Here is a 17,954-nt window from a genome sequence, read left to right as displayed (position 1 = left end):
CCTACGCAGTATGCTACCCGCCGCCCACGATCGTGTTGAAGACGCGGCGCACCTCGCTCTGGGTCTCGCGCAGGCGGGCTTCCAGGGCGGAGAAATCCGGCGTGTCCCCGGCCCGCGCCATCACGCGCAGCAGGTCTTCGCCCGCGGTCTCCGGATTGAACTTGCCGGTGACGCAGAGGCGCAGGATCTGCGTCAGGTCATGATAGAGCCGCGCCGCCGAGCGCAGGATCTCGGCCTCGGACTGGCCGAGCAGGCCGAGCTTGGCGGCATTGTCGAGCACCTGCAGCGTGGAGACGCTGAGGATTTCCGGCTTCACCGCGGCATGCGCGAGCTGGAGATATTGCGCGATGAAATCGATGTCGACGAGCCCGCCGGCGGCGAGCTTGAGATCCCAGACATCGTCCTCGCCCTTCTCCAGCGCGATCGCGCGTCGCATGTCGGCAACGTCGGCCGCGGTCGACGCCGCATCGCGCGGCCGGGTCAGCACGCTGCGGATGATCGCCTCGATCTTCTCGCGGAACTCAGGCGACGACGAGATCACGCGGGCGCGCGTCAGCGCCATGTGCTCCCAGGTCCAGGCCTCGCGCTCCTGGTAGTCGGAGAATGAATCGATCCGCGAGGCGACCGGGCCGGCGCGCCCCGACGGGCGCAGCCGCATGTCGACCTCGTAGAGCACGCCATAATTGGTCCGGGTCGTGAAGGCGCTGATCAGACGCTGGGTGAAGCGGGCAAAATACTGCGCGCCGTGCAGCGAGCGCTCGCCGTCGGAATCCGGCGCCTCGCTGTCGAAATCGTACAGCAGAATCAAATCGAGGTCGGAGGACGCCGTCATCTCGCGGCTGCCGAGCCGGCCCATCGCGACGATCGCGGTCTCCTGCCCCTTGATCCGGCCATATTGCGCGGCGAACTGGTCGGTGACGAGGCCGTGCACGGTGTGGACGATGCCCTCGGCCACATCGGCAAAGGCGGTGCTGGCGTGCTGCGCCGACACCGTGCCGGACAGGATCCGCGTGCCGATCAGGAACAGGCTCTCCTGGCCGAACAATCGCAGACGATCGAGGAAATCCTCGTAGGACGACGCATCCTGCAGCGTGGCGGCGAGCCGCGCCGACAGTTCCTTCTTGTCCGGCATCGCGCCGAAGAAGCGCGGATCGACCAGGCCGTCCATGATCTGCGGCTGCCGCGCCAGCATGTCGCCGAGCCGCGGTGCCGCGCCGAGGATCAGCGCCACCAGCGCGACGAAATCGCGGTTCTGGCTGAGCAGCGAGATCAGCCGCCCGCCCCGCTGCAGCGCGCCGAGGAAACGGTCGAACGCCGCCACCGCATCATCCGGCTCCTCGGCATTCGCGAGGCCGTCGATCAGGCCGGGAATGAATTCCAGGAACGCAGCGCGCGTCGCCTCGACGCGCAGCGCGCGATAATCGCCCTCGATCCACTGCTGCACGGTGCCGGCAACCGCAATGGGCTTCTTGAAGCCGAGATTGGCGAGATGCTCGATCAGGCGGGCATCCTCGGGCCCGGCGCCGTAGTCGATATCCGGCAGCTTCGCGGTGCCGGTCGGATCGTCGCCCTCGAACAGCTTGCCATAATGGTTCTGCACGATCTTGAGCTGGCCGAGCAAATCCCTGGCGAAGGCCTCGCGATTCTCGTAGCCGAAGAAATGCGCAAAGCGCTCGACGTCCTCAGGCGCTTCGGGCAGCGAATGGGTCTGCTCGTCGGCGATCATCTGCAGGCGGTGCTCGACCCGGCGCAGGAATTCATAGGCCGTCGTCAGCTCGTCGCGCGCCTCAAAGGTGATCCAGTTGCTGTTGGCGAGCACGTTGAGCGCCTCCAGCGTCGGCCGCACCCGCAACTCCGGATGGCGGCCGCCGGCGATCAGCTGCTGGGTCTGGGCGAAGAACTCGATCTCGCGGATGCCGCCGCGGCCGACCTTGACGTTATGGCCCTCGACCGAGATCTCGCTCTGGCCGCGATAGGTCTGCATCTGCCGCTTCATGTCGTGGACATCGGCAAGCGCGGCAAAATCCAGATGCTTGCGCCAGACGAAGGGCGCGAGCTCGACGATCAGCGCCTCGCCGGCCTTCGGATCGCCGGCGCAGGGCCGCGCCTTGATCATAGCGGCGCGCTCCCAGGTGCGTCCCTCGCGCTCGTAATAATGCAAAGCCGCGTCGGTCGAGATCGCGACCTGGGTCGAGGCCGGGTCCGGCCGCAGCCTGAGATCGACCCGGAACACGTAGCCGTCGCCCGAGCGCTGCTGCAGCATCCGCGCCATCGCCTGGGTGACGCGCACGAAGAACGGCTGCGGCTCGATGTCCTCGGCGAGCGAAGTGGCCGCGCGATCGAAGAACACGATCAGGTCGATGTCGCTGGAATAGTTCAGCTCGCCGGCCCCCATCTTGCCCATCGCGAGCACGATCAGGCCCGAACCTGCCTCGGGGTGATCGGGATCGGCGGCGGTCATCCGGCCGCGGGCCACTTCCTGCCGGAACAAATATCGCAGCGCCGATTGCACCGAATTCACCGCGATGTCGGTCAGCGCCGCCGTCACCCGCATCACCGGCCAGACGCCGCCGATGTCGCACAGCGCGATCATCAGCGCGGCCTCCGCCTTCATGCGGCGAAGCAGAACCATCACGTCGGCCTCGCTGCCGGCGGCGAGCACCTCGCGCGACGTCGTCTCGATCAGGCCGACAAGATGCGACTCCGGGTCGCATGACAGGATCCGGATCAGCCGCGCGGCGTCGGCGCGGGCGAGCTCGAACAAATAGGGCGAAAACTCGGCGATGCCGCGCAGGATGTCCCGTGCGAACGGATGTTCGAGCAACGCATTGAGCGCGGCCGATTGCGCCGGCTCGAGCTCGGCGAACCAGTCGGTCAGGCGCTGATCGGCGGATACGGGCGCGGCGACACGCGGTCCGTCCGCGAACCGCGCGGCCAGACGATGTCGATCCGCGTTTCCCGGCGCGGCGGCATTCATGCCGCCTTCTGTGGCACATCCTGCGTTTGAGCCGCAAGCCTGTCACTGCCGCCCGCCCGCGCGGGCAACACCAGGGTGGCGACCAGCCCCGGATGGGCGTCGCCGAGCCTGAGCTCGCCGCCATGAAGCGTGGCGACCGCCGAGGCCAGGCTGAGGCCGAGACCGGAACCGGGTAAGGTGCGGCTCGCCTCAAGCCGGACGAAGCGCTCGACCGCGTGCTTGCGGTCGGCCTCGGGAATGCCCGGGCCGTGGTCGGTGACGCTGAGCAGGACCTGATCGCCCTCGCGCCGCGCCTCGATCAGGATCTCCCGCGCATCCGCATTGAGCGGCTGCACGCTGGCGTCGGGCTTGCCGTATTTGATGGCATTCTCGACCAGGTTGGCGACCGCCTGGCTGATCAATTCGCGGTTGCCGTGAATCGGCGCCGGCATGGTCTTCACCTGCAGCGTCATGCCGTCGTCCTCGGCCAGCGGCTCGTACAGTTCGTGGATGCCGTTGGCGACATCGGCGCCGTCGAAATCGTCCATGTTGCCGCGTGCCTGGCCGGACTCGGCACGCGCGATCATCAACAGGGCGTTGAAGGTGCGGATCAGCCCGTCGGACTCCTCGATGGTCCGCTCCAGCGCCGCGCGATAGTCGGCCTCGCAGCCCGACCGCGCCAGCGCCTCCTCGGCGCGGTTGCGCAGCCGCGTCAGCGGCGTCTTGAGGTCATGGGCGATGTTGTCGGAGACCTCCTTCAGCCCCGTCATCAGCGCCTCGATGCGCTCGAGCATGGCGTTGAGATTTTCCGCCAGGCGATCGAGCTCGTCGCCGCTGCGGCCGACCGGCAGCCGGCCGGACAGATCGCCCGCCATGATGCGCTTGGTGGTGCCGGTCATGGCGTCGATCCGGTGCAGCACGCGGCGGGCGACGAAGATACCGCCGCCGATGCCGAGTACGACGACGACGAGGATCGACCATTGCGCGGCCTTGGCGACGATGCCGAACAGCCGCCGCCGTTCCTCGAGGTCGCGCCCGACCAGCAGGCGGAAGCCGTTGTCCATCTGGGTGACCCGCACCAGCGCGCGGTGATCGGTCTTGTCCTGGTCGTCGAGCCGGCGATAGGCGGTCTCGGTCCAGCCCTGCGTGCTCATCACGCCCGGCGCCAGCGCGCCGACATTGCCGGCGAGCATCTGCCCGTTCGGCGCCGTCACCAGATAGAGATTCGCGCCCGGCCGCAGCGCACGGTTGCCCATGGTGCCCAGCAGGCCGCGCAGGCCGCGGCGGTTGTAGATGTCGGTGATCTCGCTGATCTCGACGTTGACCGTCGTCGTGATCTGCTCGGTGATCAGCCGCCGCGTGTTCCAGGCGAAGTAAGCCAGCAGCGAGGCGGCGAACAGCGCGAACAGGAACAGGTAGACCAGCGTCAGCCGAAACGCCGTGGTCCGGATCAGTTTACCGAATGCCGTCACGGATCATATACCCCGCGCCGCGGATGGTATGCAGCAGCGGCCGCTCAAAACCCTTGTCGATCTTGGAGCGCAGCCGCGAGATGTGGACGTCGATGACGTTGGTCTGCGGATCGAAATGATAGTCCCAGACATTCTCGAGCAGCATGGTGCGCGTCACCACCTGCCCGGCATGCTTCATGAGATATTCGAGCAGGCGGAACTCGCGCGGCTGCAAGGTCAGCTCGTCCTTGCCGCGGGCGACGCGGTGGGACAGCCGATCGAGCTCGAGGTCGCCGACCCGGTAGGTCGTCTCCTCGGCCGGCCCGACATTGCGCCGCGACAGCACCTCGACGCGCGCGAGCAACTCGGCGAAGGAATAGGGTTTCGGCAGGTAGTCGTCGCCGCCGGCGCGCAGGCCCTTGATGCGGTCATCGACCTGGCCGAGCGCCGAGAGGATCAGCACCGGCGTCCGGTTGCCCTTGTCGCGCAGGCTGCCGATCAGCGACAGGCCGTCACGCTTCGGCAGCATGCGATCCACAACCAGCACGTCGTAGTCGCCGGTCTCGGCCATCGACAGCCCTTCCTCGCCATCGGAGGCGAGATCGGCGATATAGCCGACTTCGCGGAATGCCTTGACCAGATAGTCGGCTGACTCACGGTCGTCTTCGATGATCAGGATGCGCATTTGCGGAGCGATTGCGGTCACGGGAATTGGCCCTCTGTCAGCATGACGCGGCCGGCCTGCACATGCAAGACGACCGCGCATATTCCGGAAATCTCGTGGGCGCATGATCTCCGCGCAAACCCGTTCCGGGTTTGTCGCGGGGGAAAACCGGTCTCCACTTTTCCGAATCATGCGCTGAAAAAAGTGGGCGGTGAAGCTGGGGGACCTCACCGCCCTGAGACCTTCCGACAGAGGGGGGCATATTCCATCGAAAGGCAACGTAGGGAGCGAGCAAGGGGCCCGCCCCCCGGAAAGCGCCGTCGGCGGGGGCGACTGATGCCGGCGACGCTTTCCAACTCATAGATAGTTATCCCTTCGCCAGCGGCACTGCCACAAAGCGCGACGAACCGCCGCTCTTCACGCGCATGAGAACGCTGTTCTTGCTGTCATTGCGCGCCGCGGTGATCGCATCCCGCACTTCACCGGCGGTGCCGACGGACTTGCCGGCGACCTCGAGGATCACGTCGCCTTCCTTGAAGCCCCGCTCAGCGGCAGCACTCTTGGGATCGACTTCGGTCACGACCACGCCATCCTTGCCGGCGCCAGCCACGCTGTTGGCGGGCGCGACGGTGAGGCCGAGCTTCGGCACGTCGGTGCCGCGGGACGAATTGCCCTTGTCGCTCTTGTCAGTGTCAGCCTTGGCCTCCAGGTTGTTCGGCAGCTGGCCGAGCGTGAGGTTGACGGTCTTGTCCTGACCCTTGTGCAGCACGTTCAGCTTCACGGCATTGCCGGGCGCGAGGCCACCGATGGTGCGGGCGAGCTCGCGCGCATCCTTCACCGGCTCGCCGTTGACGGCGGTGATGACGTCACCGGATTCGATGCCGGCCTTGGCCGCGGGGCCGTTGGCCTGCGGTTCGGCAACCAGCGCGCCTTCGGCCTTCTTCATGCCGAGGCTGTCGGCGATGTCGGAGGTCACCGGCTGGATCTGGACGCCGATCCAGCCACGGCTGACCGCGCCCTTGTCCTTCAGCTGGGCGACGACACTCTTGACGGTCTGGGCCGGGATCGAGAACGCGATGCCGACGCTGCCGCCGGACGGCGAGTAGATCGCCGTGTTGACGCCCATCACCTCACCGGACACGTCGAATGCCGGGCCACCCGAATTGCCCTTGTTCACGGGCGCATCGATCTGGATGAAATCGTCATACGGGCCGTTGCCGATGTCGCGGCCGGAGGCCGAGACGATGCCCGCGGTCACGGTGCCGCCGAGGCCGAACGGATTGCCGACCGCCAGCACCCAGTCGCCGATGCGCGGCTTGGTTTCGGACAGCTTGGCGAACTGGAAGTTGGAGCCGCCCTCGACCTTGATCAGCGCGAGGTCGGTGCGCGGATCGGTGCCGATCACCTTGGCGGAATAGGTCTTGCCGTCGTCGGTGGTGACTTCGACCTTGTCGGCGCCGTCGACGACGTGATTGTTGGTCACGGCAAAGCCGTCAGCCGAGATGAAGAAGCCGGAGCCCTGGCCCGTCACCACGCCACCGCCACGCGGTCCACCGCGCAGGCCCGGGGGCAAGCCATCCGGACCGCCGAAGCGGCGGAAGAAGCGCTCCATCGGCGAACCCGGCTGGAACGGCGAATCGTCATTGTTGTTGCTGTCATCCTTCGCGACCTTCTCGCGAATGTTGACCTTGACCGAGATCACCGACGGCTTGACGCGCTCGACGATGTCGGCAAACCCGACCGGCTGCTGAACCTTCTTGACCTCGTTATTGACCTGCGCATGCGCGGGCGTCGTGAACAGGTCGGCGGGGTTGTGCGAGGGGCTGAAGCCATAGGTGGCGGCACCGAGGCCGGCCACGACCGACGCCATCAGCGCGAGTTTGCGGGCAGAGAACAGCGAGCGCTTCGGCGCCTTGTAGGACGGAAGGGTCGAGAGGTCGGGACGGTCGGTCATGTCTTGAAATCTCCAGGGCCAGAATCATTGGTGCCGGGGGCGAGCACCTGATGGGTCTGAACATGGGGTCATCAGCCTTACAGCGCGCTGGCTGCGGAATTAAACTTTGGTAATTGAGCAGGCCGCCGCTGCGGCAGAATAGCGCAGGTAAATAAAGGACTTAAAAGGGAACTAAAGCGGCTTGTCCGGCGCGGATTCCGCCGCCAGCAGCCGTTTCAGGCGCGCTTGCTCGTCGGACGTCAGTCCGGCGGTGGAATCGGCCCCGCCGGCGGCCGGATTTGCCTTGCGCCGGCCGAGCCGCCAGAGCGCAAAACCGCCCAGCAGAAGCGCCAGCGGCGGGGTCAGCCACAGCAGCAGCGTGTGCTCGTTGAGGCGCGGCTTGAGCAGCACGAATTCGCCGTAGCGGGCCACCAGGAAATCGATCACCTGGCGGTCGCTGTCGCCGGCCGAGATGCGTTCACGCACCAAAAGACGGAGGTCGCGCGCCAGCGGCGCCTCCGAATCGTCGATCGACTGGTTCTGGCAGACCATGCAGCGCAGCTCTTTGGAGAGCTCGCGCGCCCTCGCCTCCTTGGCCGGATCCGCCATGATCTCGTCGGGCAGCACCGCCCGGGCGGGCATCGCGCCGAGCACCAGGGCCGCCGCAAGCACGGCGGCTGCAAGCGCGCGCGACCGCATCACTCGGCCGCCTGCAATGCGCGCGCCGCTTTCGCGGGCTTCGGCGCGCCGACCCGCAAGCGGCGGTCGGACAGCGACAGCATGCCGCCGAACGCCATCAGCACCGGGCCCCACCAGATCATCAGCACCAGCGGCTTGTGATAGATGCGCACCGCGATCGCGCCGTCGGCCGAGGTATCGCCGAGCGAGATGTAGAGCTGGCTTGCGCCGCGCGTCATGAGCGCGGCCTCGGTCGTCGAGGCGCCGCGCGTCGTGAAGTTGCGCTTCGAGGGCGTCATCACGCTGACCTTCTCGCCGTCACGCGTCACGGTGAATTGCGCGACCATCTCGCGGAAGTTCGGACCCTGCCGCGGGTTCAGGCCGTCGAGCCGCAGCTGGTAGCCGGCGACGCGGGCGACGTCGTCCGGCTTCATCGCGCCGATATATTCGCTATTCCAGGTGGTCTCGCAGACGATCCCGATCAGCGCGACGCCGAGACCGGCATGCGCGAAGGCCGTGCCCCAGGTCGCACGCGGCAAGCCGCGCGCGCGGCGCAGCGAGAGCGACAGCGGAATCCGGAACAGCGCGATGCGCTCGGCAAGATCGCAAAGCGCGCCCATGATCACGAACACCGCAAGCCCGATCGCGAGCGGCGCCAAGGTCGCGCCGCCATAGGTCCACGCCAACACCAGCGCCATCGCAACCAGCGCGACGATGCCGGCGACCATCAGCCGCTGCGCCGCGCCGAGCAGATCGCCGCGCTTCCAGGCCAGCAGCGGCCCGAACGGCACCGCGAGCAACAGCGGCACGAACAATGGTGCGAAGGTGAAATTGAAGAACGGCGCGCCGACCGAGATCTTCTCGCCGGTCAACACCTCGAGCGCCAGCGGATACAGCGTGCCGATGAACACGGTCGCGCAGGCGGTAGTGAGCAGCAAATTGTTGAGCACCAGCGCGCCCTCGCGCGAGATCGGCGCGAACAGCCCGCCCTGCTTCAGCGCCGGCGCGCGCCAGGCATACAGCGACAGGCTGCCGCCGATGAAGACGAACAGGATCAGCAGGATGAACACGCCGCGCGTCGGATCGGTGGCGAAGGCATGGACCGACGTCAGCACGCCGGAGCGCACCAGGAAGGTGCCAAGCAGCGACAGCGAGAAGGTCAGGATCGACAGCAGGACGGTCCAGACCTTCAGCGCGTTGCGCTTCTCCATCACCAGCGCCGAATGCAACAGCGCGGTGCCGGCAAGCCACGGCATCAGCGAGGCGTTCTCGACCGGATCCCAGAACCACCAGCCGCCCCAGCCGAGCTCGTAATAGGCCCAGTAGGAGCCCATCGCGATGCCGAGCGTCAGGAAGATCCACGCCATCAGCGTCCACGGCCGCACCCAGCGCGCCCAGGCGGCGTCGATGCGCCCCTCGAGCAGCGCCGCCACCGCGAACGAGAACGAGATCGAGAAGCCGACATAGCCGAGATAGAGCATCGGCGGATGCACCGCGAGGCCGATATCCTGCAGCACCGGGTTGAGGTCGCGGCCCTCGAGCGGCGGATTGGCGATGCGCAGGAACGGGTTCGAGGTGATCAGGATGAACAGATAGAACGCGCTGGCGACCCAGGCCTGCACCGCCAGCACATGCGCGCGCAGCGACAGCGGCAGATTGTTGCCGAAGGCAGCGACGAGGCCGCCGAACAGCGCCAGGATCGACACCCACAGCAGCATCGATCCTTCATGGTTTCCCCAGACGCCGGTGATCTTGTAGAGCAGCGGCTTCAGCGAGTGCGAATTCTCGTAGACATTGGCGACCGAGAAATCCGAGGTGACATGCAACGTCACCAGCGCCGCGAACGACGCCGCGACGAACAGCAACTGGGCGAGCGCGGTCGAACGCGCGACGTTCATCAGCGCCGCATCGCGCCAGCGCGCGCCGACGATCGGCACGATGGACTGGATCAACGCCAGCCCAAGCGCGAGCACCAGGGCGTAATGTCCACTTTCGGCAATCACCGCACGGCTCCCTGTGTCGGCGCCGCGGAGGCGCTCGGCGTATTGCTTGATTTGGCACCGTAATCGTCCTTCCAGTGGCCCTGCTTCTTCAAGGCGTCGGCGACGTCCTTCGGCATGTAGGTCTCGTCATGCTTGGCGAGCACGGTGTCGGCGCGGAACACGCCGTCAGCATCGAGCGCGCCTTCGGCGACCACGCCCTGCCCCTCGCGGAACAGATCCGGCAGGATACCCTTGTAGGCGACCGGCAGCGTCGCGCCGCCGTCGCCAACGGTGAAGGTCACGGCGAGATTGTCGCCGCGCTTGAGCGAGCCCTGCTCCACCAGGCCGCCGAGGCGGAAACGCTTGCCCGGACCAAGATGCTTTTCGGCGACCATCGACGGCGTCGAGAAGAACACGATGGAATCGCGCAGCGCGTTCAGCACCAGGCCCGCGGCGATCGCGAGCACGACGAGCGCGCAGCCGATCAGTGTCAAACGCCGTTGCTTCCTGGTCATGTTCCATCCTTGCGCATGACGTTCTCCGCACTTTTCGGCGTCATGCGTTATCCATCCAGCCCGAGATTCTTCAGCCCCTCATTGAGCTGACGCAACCGGTCCGCATCGTTGCCGACCGCCTGACGGGCATCCGCGAGCGCGCTCATTGCCTTGTCGCGCTCGCCCATCACGAGATAGGCGCGGACCAGCCGCAGCCAGCCCTCGACGTCGTCGCCATTGGTCTTCAGCCGCGTCGCCAGCCGATCGACCATGCCTTTGATCATGGTGCCGCGATCGGCCTCGCTCATGTCCCTGGCCGCAGCCACCGCACTGTCCGGCAGCGCCGGTGCGCTGACGCCACCGGGTGCGCTGCCGCCGCCGGGCGCGCTGCCACCGACCCGGACCAGCGCGGCCTGCACCAGCGGCCGCCACGGCGCGTCCGCCGGCGCCTTCGCCAGCATCTTTTGCCAGAGCGCCGCGGCATCAGCCTTGCGGCCGTCCTGCTCGGCGGCAAGGCCGAGGAAATAGTTCGCCTTGGCATCGTCGCCATTCAGCGCGACGGAGCGCTCGAACTCCGCCTTGGCGTCCGCGGTGACGACGCCGCCGGCAGTCCCCATCAGCGCCTCGCCGAGATCGGCGCGGCGATCGGCGCTGTCGCCGGCATAGGTGATGGCGTTGCGATAGGCGCGGACGGCGTCATCGTAGCGGCCGAGGCGCGACAGCACCGGCGCCAGCACCGTCCAGCCGCGGCCGTCGGTCGGGTTCTTTTCGAGATGCGCCTCGACCTGCGCAACCAGATTGGCGAGCGGCTGGTTGGCGTCGGCCACCCGGCTGCGCTCGGCGAGCGGAAAGTCGCCGAGGCGCGGCGAGCCGAGCGCGAGATAGAAGCCCGAGGCGATCACCGGCAATCCGACCAGGCCGACGATCGCGGCAGTGCGCCGCAGGTTGAGGCTGCCCTGCACCGGGGTCTCACGTCCGCTCTGATCGGCGGCGGCCAGCAGCCGGCGGCTGATCTCGATCCGCGCGGCATCGGCCTCGGCGGCGCCGATGATGCCGGCGGCCATGTCGCGGTCGATTTCGGCGAGCTGGTCGCGATAGACCACGACCTCGCTGCCGCCGGTATCAGCGCGCCCGCGGCGGCTGAGCGGCCACAGCACGGCAAAGATCGCCGCGACCGTCATCAGCGCGAACACAAACCACAGCGTCATCAAGCGGTTCCCGGATGGAACGGCGGCTTCCGGCAAGCCGCCTTAGAATCGCTTTACACTACCGGCGGCGAGCCCGGCAATTGACAATTGCTGGATCGACCGAAGGTCGAAATCAGCCGGTTTCCGGTGCCGTTCCGGCGGTATTGCAACGGCATTTCCGGGCGAAGGCGCGCGCGACCAAAATATCGAAAACAACCCCATGCACAGTAGCCGGCTTCCGCCGGTACTCGATCGACGCTTGACACGTCGGGCAACTCAGTGCCACACTTCCATTATTCCGAAATTGCGCAAATGCTTGTCGTCCCGACCTGCCAGGCTCGTCGGTTTCCCGCCCGCTTTCAGGGCAAAGTGGACACGCGACCCGACCCCGGCAATATCGTCCTGCGACCCTTCTGCGACATCCAGGGATGTTCGCATTAGCGCGACGCGGCGACGGGCGGCGGATGAACGCGTCACGCCGTCACCGAGGATCATTGTTATGCAGCGTGGCATTTGAGCACCCAGGCCGGCTGCCGCGCGGGATGGTAGGTCGCTTCGAGCTGCTATTCGACGGAAACTGGGAGCAGAGGCCGGGCGAAACTGAGTTCGTGGCCATCGGGATCAATCAGGTGGAAGTAGCGCTCACCCCATTCGGCGTCGCGGGGGACAGTAGCCGGCTGGTATCCGGCTGCAAGCGAACGGTCGTAGAGTTTGTCAACATCGGCAACATAAAAGATGATGCGTCCCCACCAGGACCAGCACCGATCGGCAGGCTGGGCGATGAGGTTGAGATAACTCGCACCAGCCCGAAAGCTGGTGAATGACGACTGTTCGCCGCCATGCAGGACCTCAAATCCCAAGGCGCGGTAAAATCGGACAGCCCGTGGCATTTCGTGGGTGCCAAGCGTGACCGCGCTGATCCCCTCGATCATGGAAACAACTCTCCTGCACTATTTCCTGCGTCGTTTGTAGGTAAGACTTCTCTCGCGGTCAGAGTGCGACTGTTTCCTCGACAACATGTTTCAGCGGCGTCCCCTCAGCGGACAGGGTCATTCGCAGTTTGAGCTCGCCACCTTTCACCGCCCCGCTACGCACCAGGTTCTCGATTTCACGCTGCGATGTAACTCCGACATGCTTCAGAAATTTACGGATAGCCATATTGAAGCGGTCTTCATCGAACTCGGCGGTCATGGCTGTTCTCCCTGATCGGGTAGCCAAAGTCTAACACGAGGTGAGCAAACCCCAAACATCGAGGCCGCGCTCGCGTCGCCGCCGACTTCCTCCTTACCTGGATCGCCTACCAACCTCGGCCCGGATCTGAAGACTACACCTGACGCTGCAATGTCGGCACGCTGAGGTGGACCGGACACGGCTGAGCGCGGTCCTCGACCGCTGCTTGTGACCCATCTGCGACATTACCCCTCCGGTACTCCTGCCAATCGCATGCCTTCATAAATGCGCTCACGTTTGGCGAGATAAGCTGGATTATCGCTCGACGGGCTGGCGCGGAAGCGGCGGATGCTGAAATTAGGTTGAAGCGCGAGCCCTGCTTGCGCCGCGGCCCGCGCGTCATCGAGTGCTCCAAGCAGTGCTAGGGCAGCGGCGAGCCCAAGATGCGCAAACGGATAATTTCGGTTGGCGTCGATGCTCCTGCGGAGCCAACAGACGGCTTCCCTATCGGCACTAAGTTGCAACTTAGCGAAACCGACATACTGCATCCACATGAAGGCATGAATGTCGCGGGGAGACAGGCGGAGTGCCTCTAAGACATGCGCCTCAGTGTCCCCGCCGCGACCGAGGAAAATCTTGGCTTGACCGATTAACCCGTGCGCATGGGCCAGATTTCGGTCCAACGCCAAAGCGTGTTGTAGTTCGTCAATGCCCTCGGACACGCGGTTCGTGAAAATTTTTGCTGTTCCCAAATGTAAGTGAGCCAAGGCGTGGTTCGGCGCGAGGGTCAGGACATGCATAACGGCCACTTCTGCTACGGTAAGGTACTTTATCCGATTGTCGGTCATGTAGCCGGCACCAACAATGCCATCAACATGCGCTAAGCCCAGACACGCTTCGATATTGCCGGGATCAAGCGTCAGGGCACGCTCGAAAAAGTGGCGCGCCTGCAAGATATATTCGAAAGTCAACCCCATATTGAGCTTAGCTCTGCCCTGGAAGTACAACTCCATTGAATTGGGATGCGCCGAACGTTGTGCTCTCACGGCCTCGGCTGCGACGAGCTGCGCGTCTAAGGAGTTAGCTAGCCTAGATATGATCTCGTCCTGCATATCGAACAGATCGGCGACGGGTTTGTCAAAGCGGTCCGCCCATAAGTGCGCGCTGGTTTCAGCGTCTACCAGCTGCACGTTGACGCGAAGTCGGCTTTCGTGACGCTGCACGGAGCCTTCTAGCACATACCGGATGTTCAACTCGCGACCGATTTGCTTGAGGTCAACTGCTTTGCCCTTGTAGGTGAATGCGGTGTGTCGCCCGATCACCAATGAGCCGCTGATCCGCGACAAGTCCGTAGTGAGGCTTTCCGTTACACCATCGACGAAATAGTCGTGCTCTGGGTCGCCGTTGAGGTTGGCGAAGGGCAACACAACGATGGAGAGGTGAGGCGATGAAAGTGACATTTGTGCCGTGCCGTCGTTCTGCGCCGCCGAACTAGCCGCCGCAGTTTCGGGCGTCTGCCCTTCGTGCACTACGCCAACGAAGCGAAAGCCTTTGCGCGGCAACGTTTTGATTAGGCGCTGCTTGTCACCATCGTCACCGATTGCGGCGCGAGCGGCATTCAAGCGGGTCGTCAACGCGGCATCTGAGACTATGCGTCCGTTCCAAACTGCGCTGATGAGATCGTCCTTGCTGACGACGCGCTCCCTGTGCCGGATCAAATGGTCTAGTAGATCGAAGACCTGCGGCGTGATGGGAACAGGGATGGTCCCGCGATGTAGCTCGCGACGGTCAGTATCGAATGCGTACTCCTCGAAGAAATAGCGCATCTGGCGATCCCTTAAAGGGCGTTCGATTTTCAGGCTTTAACGCCCTCGAACGCAAAGAATAAGCCGCTGGTAAGGAAAATGTAAGCCGGATGTCAGGCGCGGTGGCTCGTCGTACAGCATGTTCGTCCTCCGAAAAGTAGACAGGACACACGGCAATGAGCACAGTCCAAGAGATCACCAAGTTGCAGCACAGAGCAACTGCCGACCGGCCGGTCTATAGTCCGCTCGAAGCATATTGGAAGGCATTTCAGGAGTGGCGCAAACGCCGGAGGCTGCAAACGGAATTATGCCGCCTGACGGACCGCGAGCTGATGGATATTGGCACGACGCGAGGCGAGATTGACTACGTCGTGTCGAACAGAGATATCGACCCGCGAGGCATACGAGCCGAATGGGTCCAATACCTGCCAACAGTGGACGGCCAAATCCACCCACATTGGGACAAGCACCTCTCAGAAACACGCGTCAAACCTCGCTAGTGCAATGCGCGGAAACCATCGCGGTCTGCTACGCAAGCCGTTATGGCTGCTTCTGGCCCCTTAGCCGACATGACCAAGCGCGCCTGTTTTGTCAGCTTACCGTTGGCAATGCGGACGTTGGTACAGCGGACGGATTTACAGGTACACGCCCTGGTAAGTGGGATTTTGGAGCGCTCGAACAGGGTTCGAACCGTATCTAGGCTATCGCTACCCCGCGCGCGACGACTTCCGCTCGCCGGTGACGGCATTCTCCGCCGCCCGGTTCATCAGGGAGGCGTAGTCGTGGCCGAACAGCACCTCGCAGAACCGGATCGCGGCCTTGACCTGCTGCTGGCGGAAGGCCCGGACCCGGGCGTCGCCGCCGCGCAGCGACTGCACCAGCCCTTCGGTCGACTGCTCGACATAATGTTGCAGATCCGAGAAGGTCCGCAGCGTCACCTCGTTGATGGCGAGCTCGCTGGCATAGGTGCGGCACACCGCGACGAAATCGATCAGGGCGGCGGCGTCCTCGACCTCGGTCGCATCGATCTTGGCGCCGGCCGCAATGTCCTTGTCGGCGCGCTGGCGCAGGATGCGGCGGACCCGGCCCGGCACGCTGTCGATCTCCGATTGCAGCGCGTTGGAGGTATCGGCGCGAACCGAGGTGAGCTGGCGGCCCCAGGTGGAATCGTTGCGCAGATCGAGCTCGGTGCGCAGGCCGCGGACGCCGTCATGCAGCGTCTTGAGCTGCTCGCCGACATAATCGAAATGCCCGCGCCTGATGTCGGTGCGCAGGCAGGCCGCGACGAACGACAGGTCATGCAGCGCGATGGTGACCGCGACGCCATACGGCGTTGCCGCGACGCGGAGCTCATCGTCCGAGGCCGCCATCTTGATGGCGAGGCGGACAATCTGCCATGGCGCGGCGAGCCGCTGCGCAATCAGTGACAGCGCGAAGGGCAATAGCTGCGGCGTCTGCAGCGACGGCAGCTTGAGCGCTTCCGTGGCGGACGCGATCTGGGAGTCGGCAAACACCCGGATCTGGCTCGGCAGCCGGCTTCCCAGGGTTTCCAGCGCTTCGCGGGCCTGCAGCACAAGGCCGATCGGCAGCAGGTCCTCGACCACGTTTGGCGGGCCGACGCGCGACAGCGCGCGCTGGCGGTCGTCCTGACTTGGCGCCGCGATCTTGAGGATGGCGTCCGCGGCCGCAAGCTGGAACTTGCGCGCGGCAGCCTCCATCGGACCGCTCTCCGTCGCCGCGACGAGCGCCGCCTCGAACGCGCGAGCCGCTTCGGGCGCGCCCTCGCGGGCGAGCCATTGCCAGATCGGCAGCAGCGAGGCGCGCCGGATCTGGCCCGCTCGCGTCGGGAAATTGGTCTCGGCGAGGAACGGCTCGAGCGGCCGGAACAGCAGCCGCGCCGGATCGTCGCTGCGCGGCTGGATCTGCTCGTCCTCCTCGGCCCCGCGCACGATCTTGCGCAGCTGCTCGAGGACCAGATTGGCGACGGCGACGTCATCGCCGCGTTCGACGGCGCGCTCCAGCTCCCGCATCAGCAGCGCCTGCGATTGCGGCGGAAGCTGCGCGAGATAATCCCTCAGCCGCTCGGTCGATTTCTGGCTCATGCCCGGTCGTGAAAGCTTGGTGCCCGGCAAGCGCCGCAGCCCGTCCGCCCGCAATGATAGCGGCGGGCCCGTTAAGAAGCCGTTTAGGAATAATAGCAGCGTCGACCGCTACACCGCCGGCAGCGTGAGCTCGGCGCGCAGGCCGCCGATCGGCGCGTTGTTCAGGATGAGATTGCCGCCATAGAGGCCGGCGAGATCGGTCACGATCGACAGGCCGAGGCCCGAGCCGGGTTTTGACTCGTCGAGCCGCTGGCCGCGCCGCGACACCTGGGCACGTTCGGCTTCCGACAGGCCGCGCCCGTCGTCGTCGACCACAATGCGCAGCCTCGGCCCGGCGCCCGAGGCCTCGGGCGGGACCACGCTGACCTCGATGAACACCTGCGAGGACGCCCATTTGCAGGCGTTGTCGACGAGATTGCCGACCATCTCCTCGAGGTCCTGCCGCTCGCCGCGAAACCGTGCCGCCGGATCGGCCTTCGCCTCGATCGAGAGGTCGCGATCGCGATGGATCTTTTCCATGGTCCGGCGCAGCGCCTCGATCACGGGTGCGACGTCGGTGATGGTGCTGACGATGGTGGCTCGCGCGGCGATCCGCGCGCGCTCGAGGTGATGGGCGACCTGGTCCCGCATCAGATCGGCCTGCTCCAGCACCTTGCTGGCGAACTGATCGCCGGCATGCGCGCCCGCCTCGTTCACGATCACCGACAGCGGCGTCTTGATCGCATGGGCGAGATTGCCGACATGGGTGCGCGAGCGCTCGACGATCTCCCGGTTGGCATCGATCAGCGCATTGGTCTCGCGCGCCAGCGGCGCGATCTCGACCGGAAACCGGCCTTCCAGCCGCTCGGCGCGGCCGGAGCGGATATCGGCAATCGCATCGGAAATGCGCTTGAGCGGCGCGAGGCCGTAACGCACCTGGAAGACCGTGGTCAGCAGCAGCACGACGCCGAGCGCGGCGAAGGTGCCGCCGAGATAATAGTCGAAGCTGCGCGTCTCATCGAATATCTCGGTGGCATCGCCGGCAACGCTGACCAGGAACTTGCCGTCGGCGCCGAGATCGACCGGCCGCTCCACCACGCGCAGGCTCTGGCCTTCGGGCCCGTCGACATAGCCGAGCCGGACACCGGCGGCGGTCAGCTCGGCGCCGTGCTCCTCGAGCTTGGGCAGCTTCTTGTCCCACAGCGAGCGCGAGGCGCGGGTCTCGCCCTTTTCGGTATCGGTCCGGGTGATCTGCCAGTACCAGCCCGACAACGGCAGGTCGAACAGCGGCTCGCCGAGCGACTGGAACTGGCGGTCCGCCGGCTCGTCCGGCGTCGCCACTTCAGCGATCAGGGTGCGCAGATAGAGATTGAGCCGCCGGTCGAAGGCGCGCTCGGTCGCGTCGCGATAGACCGACGACAGGATGACGCCCGTGATCGCCAGGATCACCACCACCCAGGCAGTGGCCGAGACGAACAGGCGTGTCGCGAGCGAGCTGCCGCCCATCAGAACATCGTGTCAGCGGCAACAGACATGGCGAATCCCGTCCTCCT

General features: G+C 65.5%; 14 protein-coding genes. 1 reads left to right on the top strand and 13 read right to left on the bottom strand.

The window, feature by feature from the left end; genetic code table 11:
• Nucleotides 1-13: 13 nt before the first annotated feature.
• From PMN64_RS02985 to PMN64_RS02935, 11 genes are all read right to left on the bottom strand, one after another.
• On the bottom strand, nucleotides 14-2,977 hold the full coding sequence (locus PMN64_RS02985) for a bifunctional [glutamine synthetase] adenylyltransferase/[glutamine synthetase]-adenylyl-L-tyrosine phosphorylase (RefSeq protein WP_411779657.1): 2,964 nt from the start codon (nucleotides 2,975-2,977) through the stop codon (nucleotides 14-16).
• The gene (locus PMN64_RS02980) at nucleotides 2,974-4,428 is read right to left on the bottom strand and encodes an ATP-binding protein (RefSeq protein WP_411779656.1); all 1,455 of its coding nucleotides are present in this window, start codon (nucleotides 4,426-4,428) and stop codon (nucleotides 2,974-2,976) included. Before PMN64_RS02980 ends, PMN64_RS02985 begins: the two co-directional genes overlap by 4 nt.
• Complete coding sequence (locus PMN64_RS02975; protein ID WP_016842329.1) at nucleotides 4,412-5,092, bottom strand: response regulator transcription factor; 681 nt, start codon at nucleotides 5,090-5,092, stop codon at nucleotides 4,412-4,414. Before PMN64_RS02975 ends, PMN64_RS02980 begins: the two co-directional genes overlap by 17 nt.
• A gap of 346 nt (nucleotides 5,093-5,438) precedes the next feature.
• Entirely contained in the window at nucleotides 5,439-7,025 is a 1,587-nt protein-coding gene (locus tag PMN64_RS02970) for a Do family serine endopeptidase (protein WP_057020253.1), read from the bottom strand.
• 171 nt (nucleotides 7,026-7,196) lie between these two features.
• Nucleotides 7,197-7,703 carry a cytochrome c-type biogenesis protein gene (locus PMN64_RS02965; protein WP_411779655.1) on the bottom strand — a complete coding sequence of 169 codons (507 nt, stop codon included), beginning with the start codon at nucleotides 7,701-7,703 and terminating at the stop codon, nucleotides 7,197-7,199.
• Entirely contained in the window at nucleotides 7,703-9,685 is a 1,983-nt protein-coding gene (locus PMN64_RS02960) for a heme lyase CcmF/NrfE family subunit (protein ID WP_050387040.1), read from the bottom strand. The genes PMN64_RS02965 and PMN64_RS02960 overlap by 1 nt, the downstream gene beginning before the upstream one ends.
• Entirely contained in the window at nucleotides 9,682-10,179 is a 498-nt protein-coding gene (ccmE, locus tag PMN64_RS02955) for a cytochrome c maturation protein CcmE (protein WP_168858113.1), read from the bottom strand. Before ccmE ends, PMN64_RS02960 begins: the two co-directional genes overlap by 4 nt.
• Nucleotides 10,180-10,226: 47 nt before the next feature.
• Nucleotides 10,227-11,366 carry a c-type cytochrome biogenesis protein CcmI gene (ccmI, locus tag PMN64_RS02950; RefSeq protein ID WP_411779654.1) on the bottom strand — a complete coding sequence of 380 codons (1,140 nt, stop codon included), beginning with the start codon at nucleotides 11,364-11,366 and terminating at the stop codon, nucleotides 10,227-10,229.
• Nucleotides 11,367-11,908: 542 nt separating this feature from the next.
• A complete protein-coding gene (locus PMN64_RS02945; protein ID WP_028345268.1) occupies nucleotides 11,909-12,277 on the bottom strand; it encodes a VOC family protein in 369 nt (122 codons plus the stop codon).
• 58 nt (nucleotides 12,278-12,335) lie between these two features.
• Nucleotides 12,336-12,536: a DUF6494 family protein gene (locus tag PMN64_RS02940; protein WP_027547784.1), complete on the bottom strand. Its 201-nt coding sequence runs from the start codon at nucleotides 12,534-12,536 to the stop codon at nucleotides 12,336-12,338.
• 224 nt (nucleotides 12,537-12,760) lie between these two features.
• The gene (locus PMN64_RS02935) at nucleotides 12,761-14,341 is read right to left on the bottom strand and encodes a winged helix-turn-helix domain-containing protein (protein ID WP_411779653.1); all 1,581 of its coding nucleotides are present in this window, start codon (nucleotides 14,339-14,341) and stop codon (nucleotides 12,761-12,763) included.
• Between the two features lie 155 nt (nucleotides 14,342-14,496).
• On the opposite strand from PMN64_RS02935, the gene PMN64_RS02930 reads away from it, so the two are divergent.
• The gene (locus PMN64_RS02930) at nucleotides 14,497-14,820 is read left to right on the top strand and encodes a DUF1127 domain-containing protein (RefSeq protein WP_028345270.1); all 324 of its coding nucleotides are present in this window, start codon (nucleotides 14,497-14,499) and stop codon (nucleotides 14,818-14,820) included.
• Nucleotides 14,821-15,027: 207 nt separating this feature from the next.
• On the opposite strand, the gene PMN64_RS02925 is transcribed toward PMN64_RS02930, so the two are convergent.
• Together PMN64_RS02925 and PMN64_RS02920 are read right to left on the bottom strand one after the other, a co-directional pair.
• Nucleotides 15,028-16,422 carry a hypothetical protein gene (locus PMN64_RS02925; RefSeq protein ID WP_411779652.1) on the bottom strand — a complete coding sequence of 465 codons (1,395 nt, stop codon included), beginning with the start codon at nucleotides 16,420-16,422 and terminating at the stop codon, nucleotides 15,028-15,030.
• A gap of 108 nt (nucleotides 16,423-16,530) precedes the next feature.
• Complete coding sequence (locus PMN64_RS02920; RefSeq protein ID WP_411779651.1) at nucleotides 16,531-17,907, bottom strand: ATP-binding protein; 1,377 nt, start codon at nucleotides 17,905-17,907, stop codon at nucleotides 16,531-16,533.
• Between the last annotated feature and the right edge of the window lie 47 nt (nucleotides 17,908-17,954).

Origin of the sequence: Bradyrhizobium sp. UFLA01-814 (genome assembly GCF_046718885.1) — a bacterium.
GTDB classification, from domain to species: domain Bacteria; phylum Pseudomonadota; class Alphaproteobacteria; order Rhizobiales; family Xanthobacteraceae; genus Bradyrhizobium; species Bradyrhizobium elkanii.
This window is presented reverse-complemented; position numbering and strand designations above follow the sequence as displayed.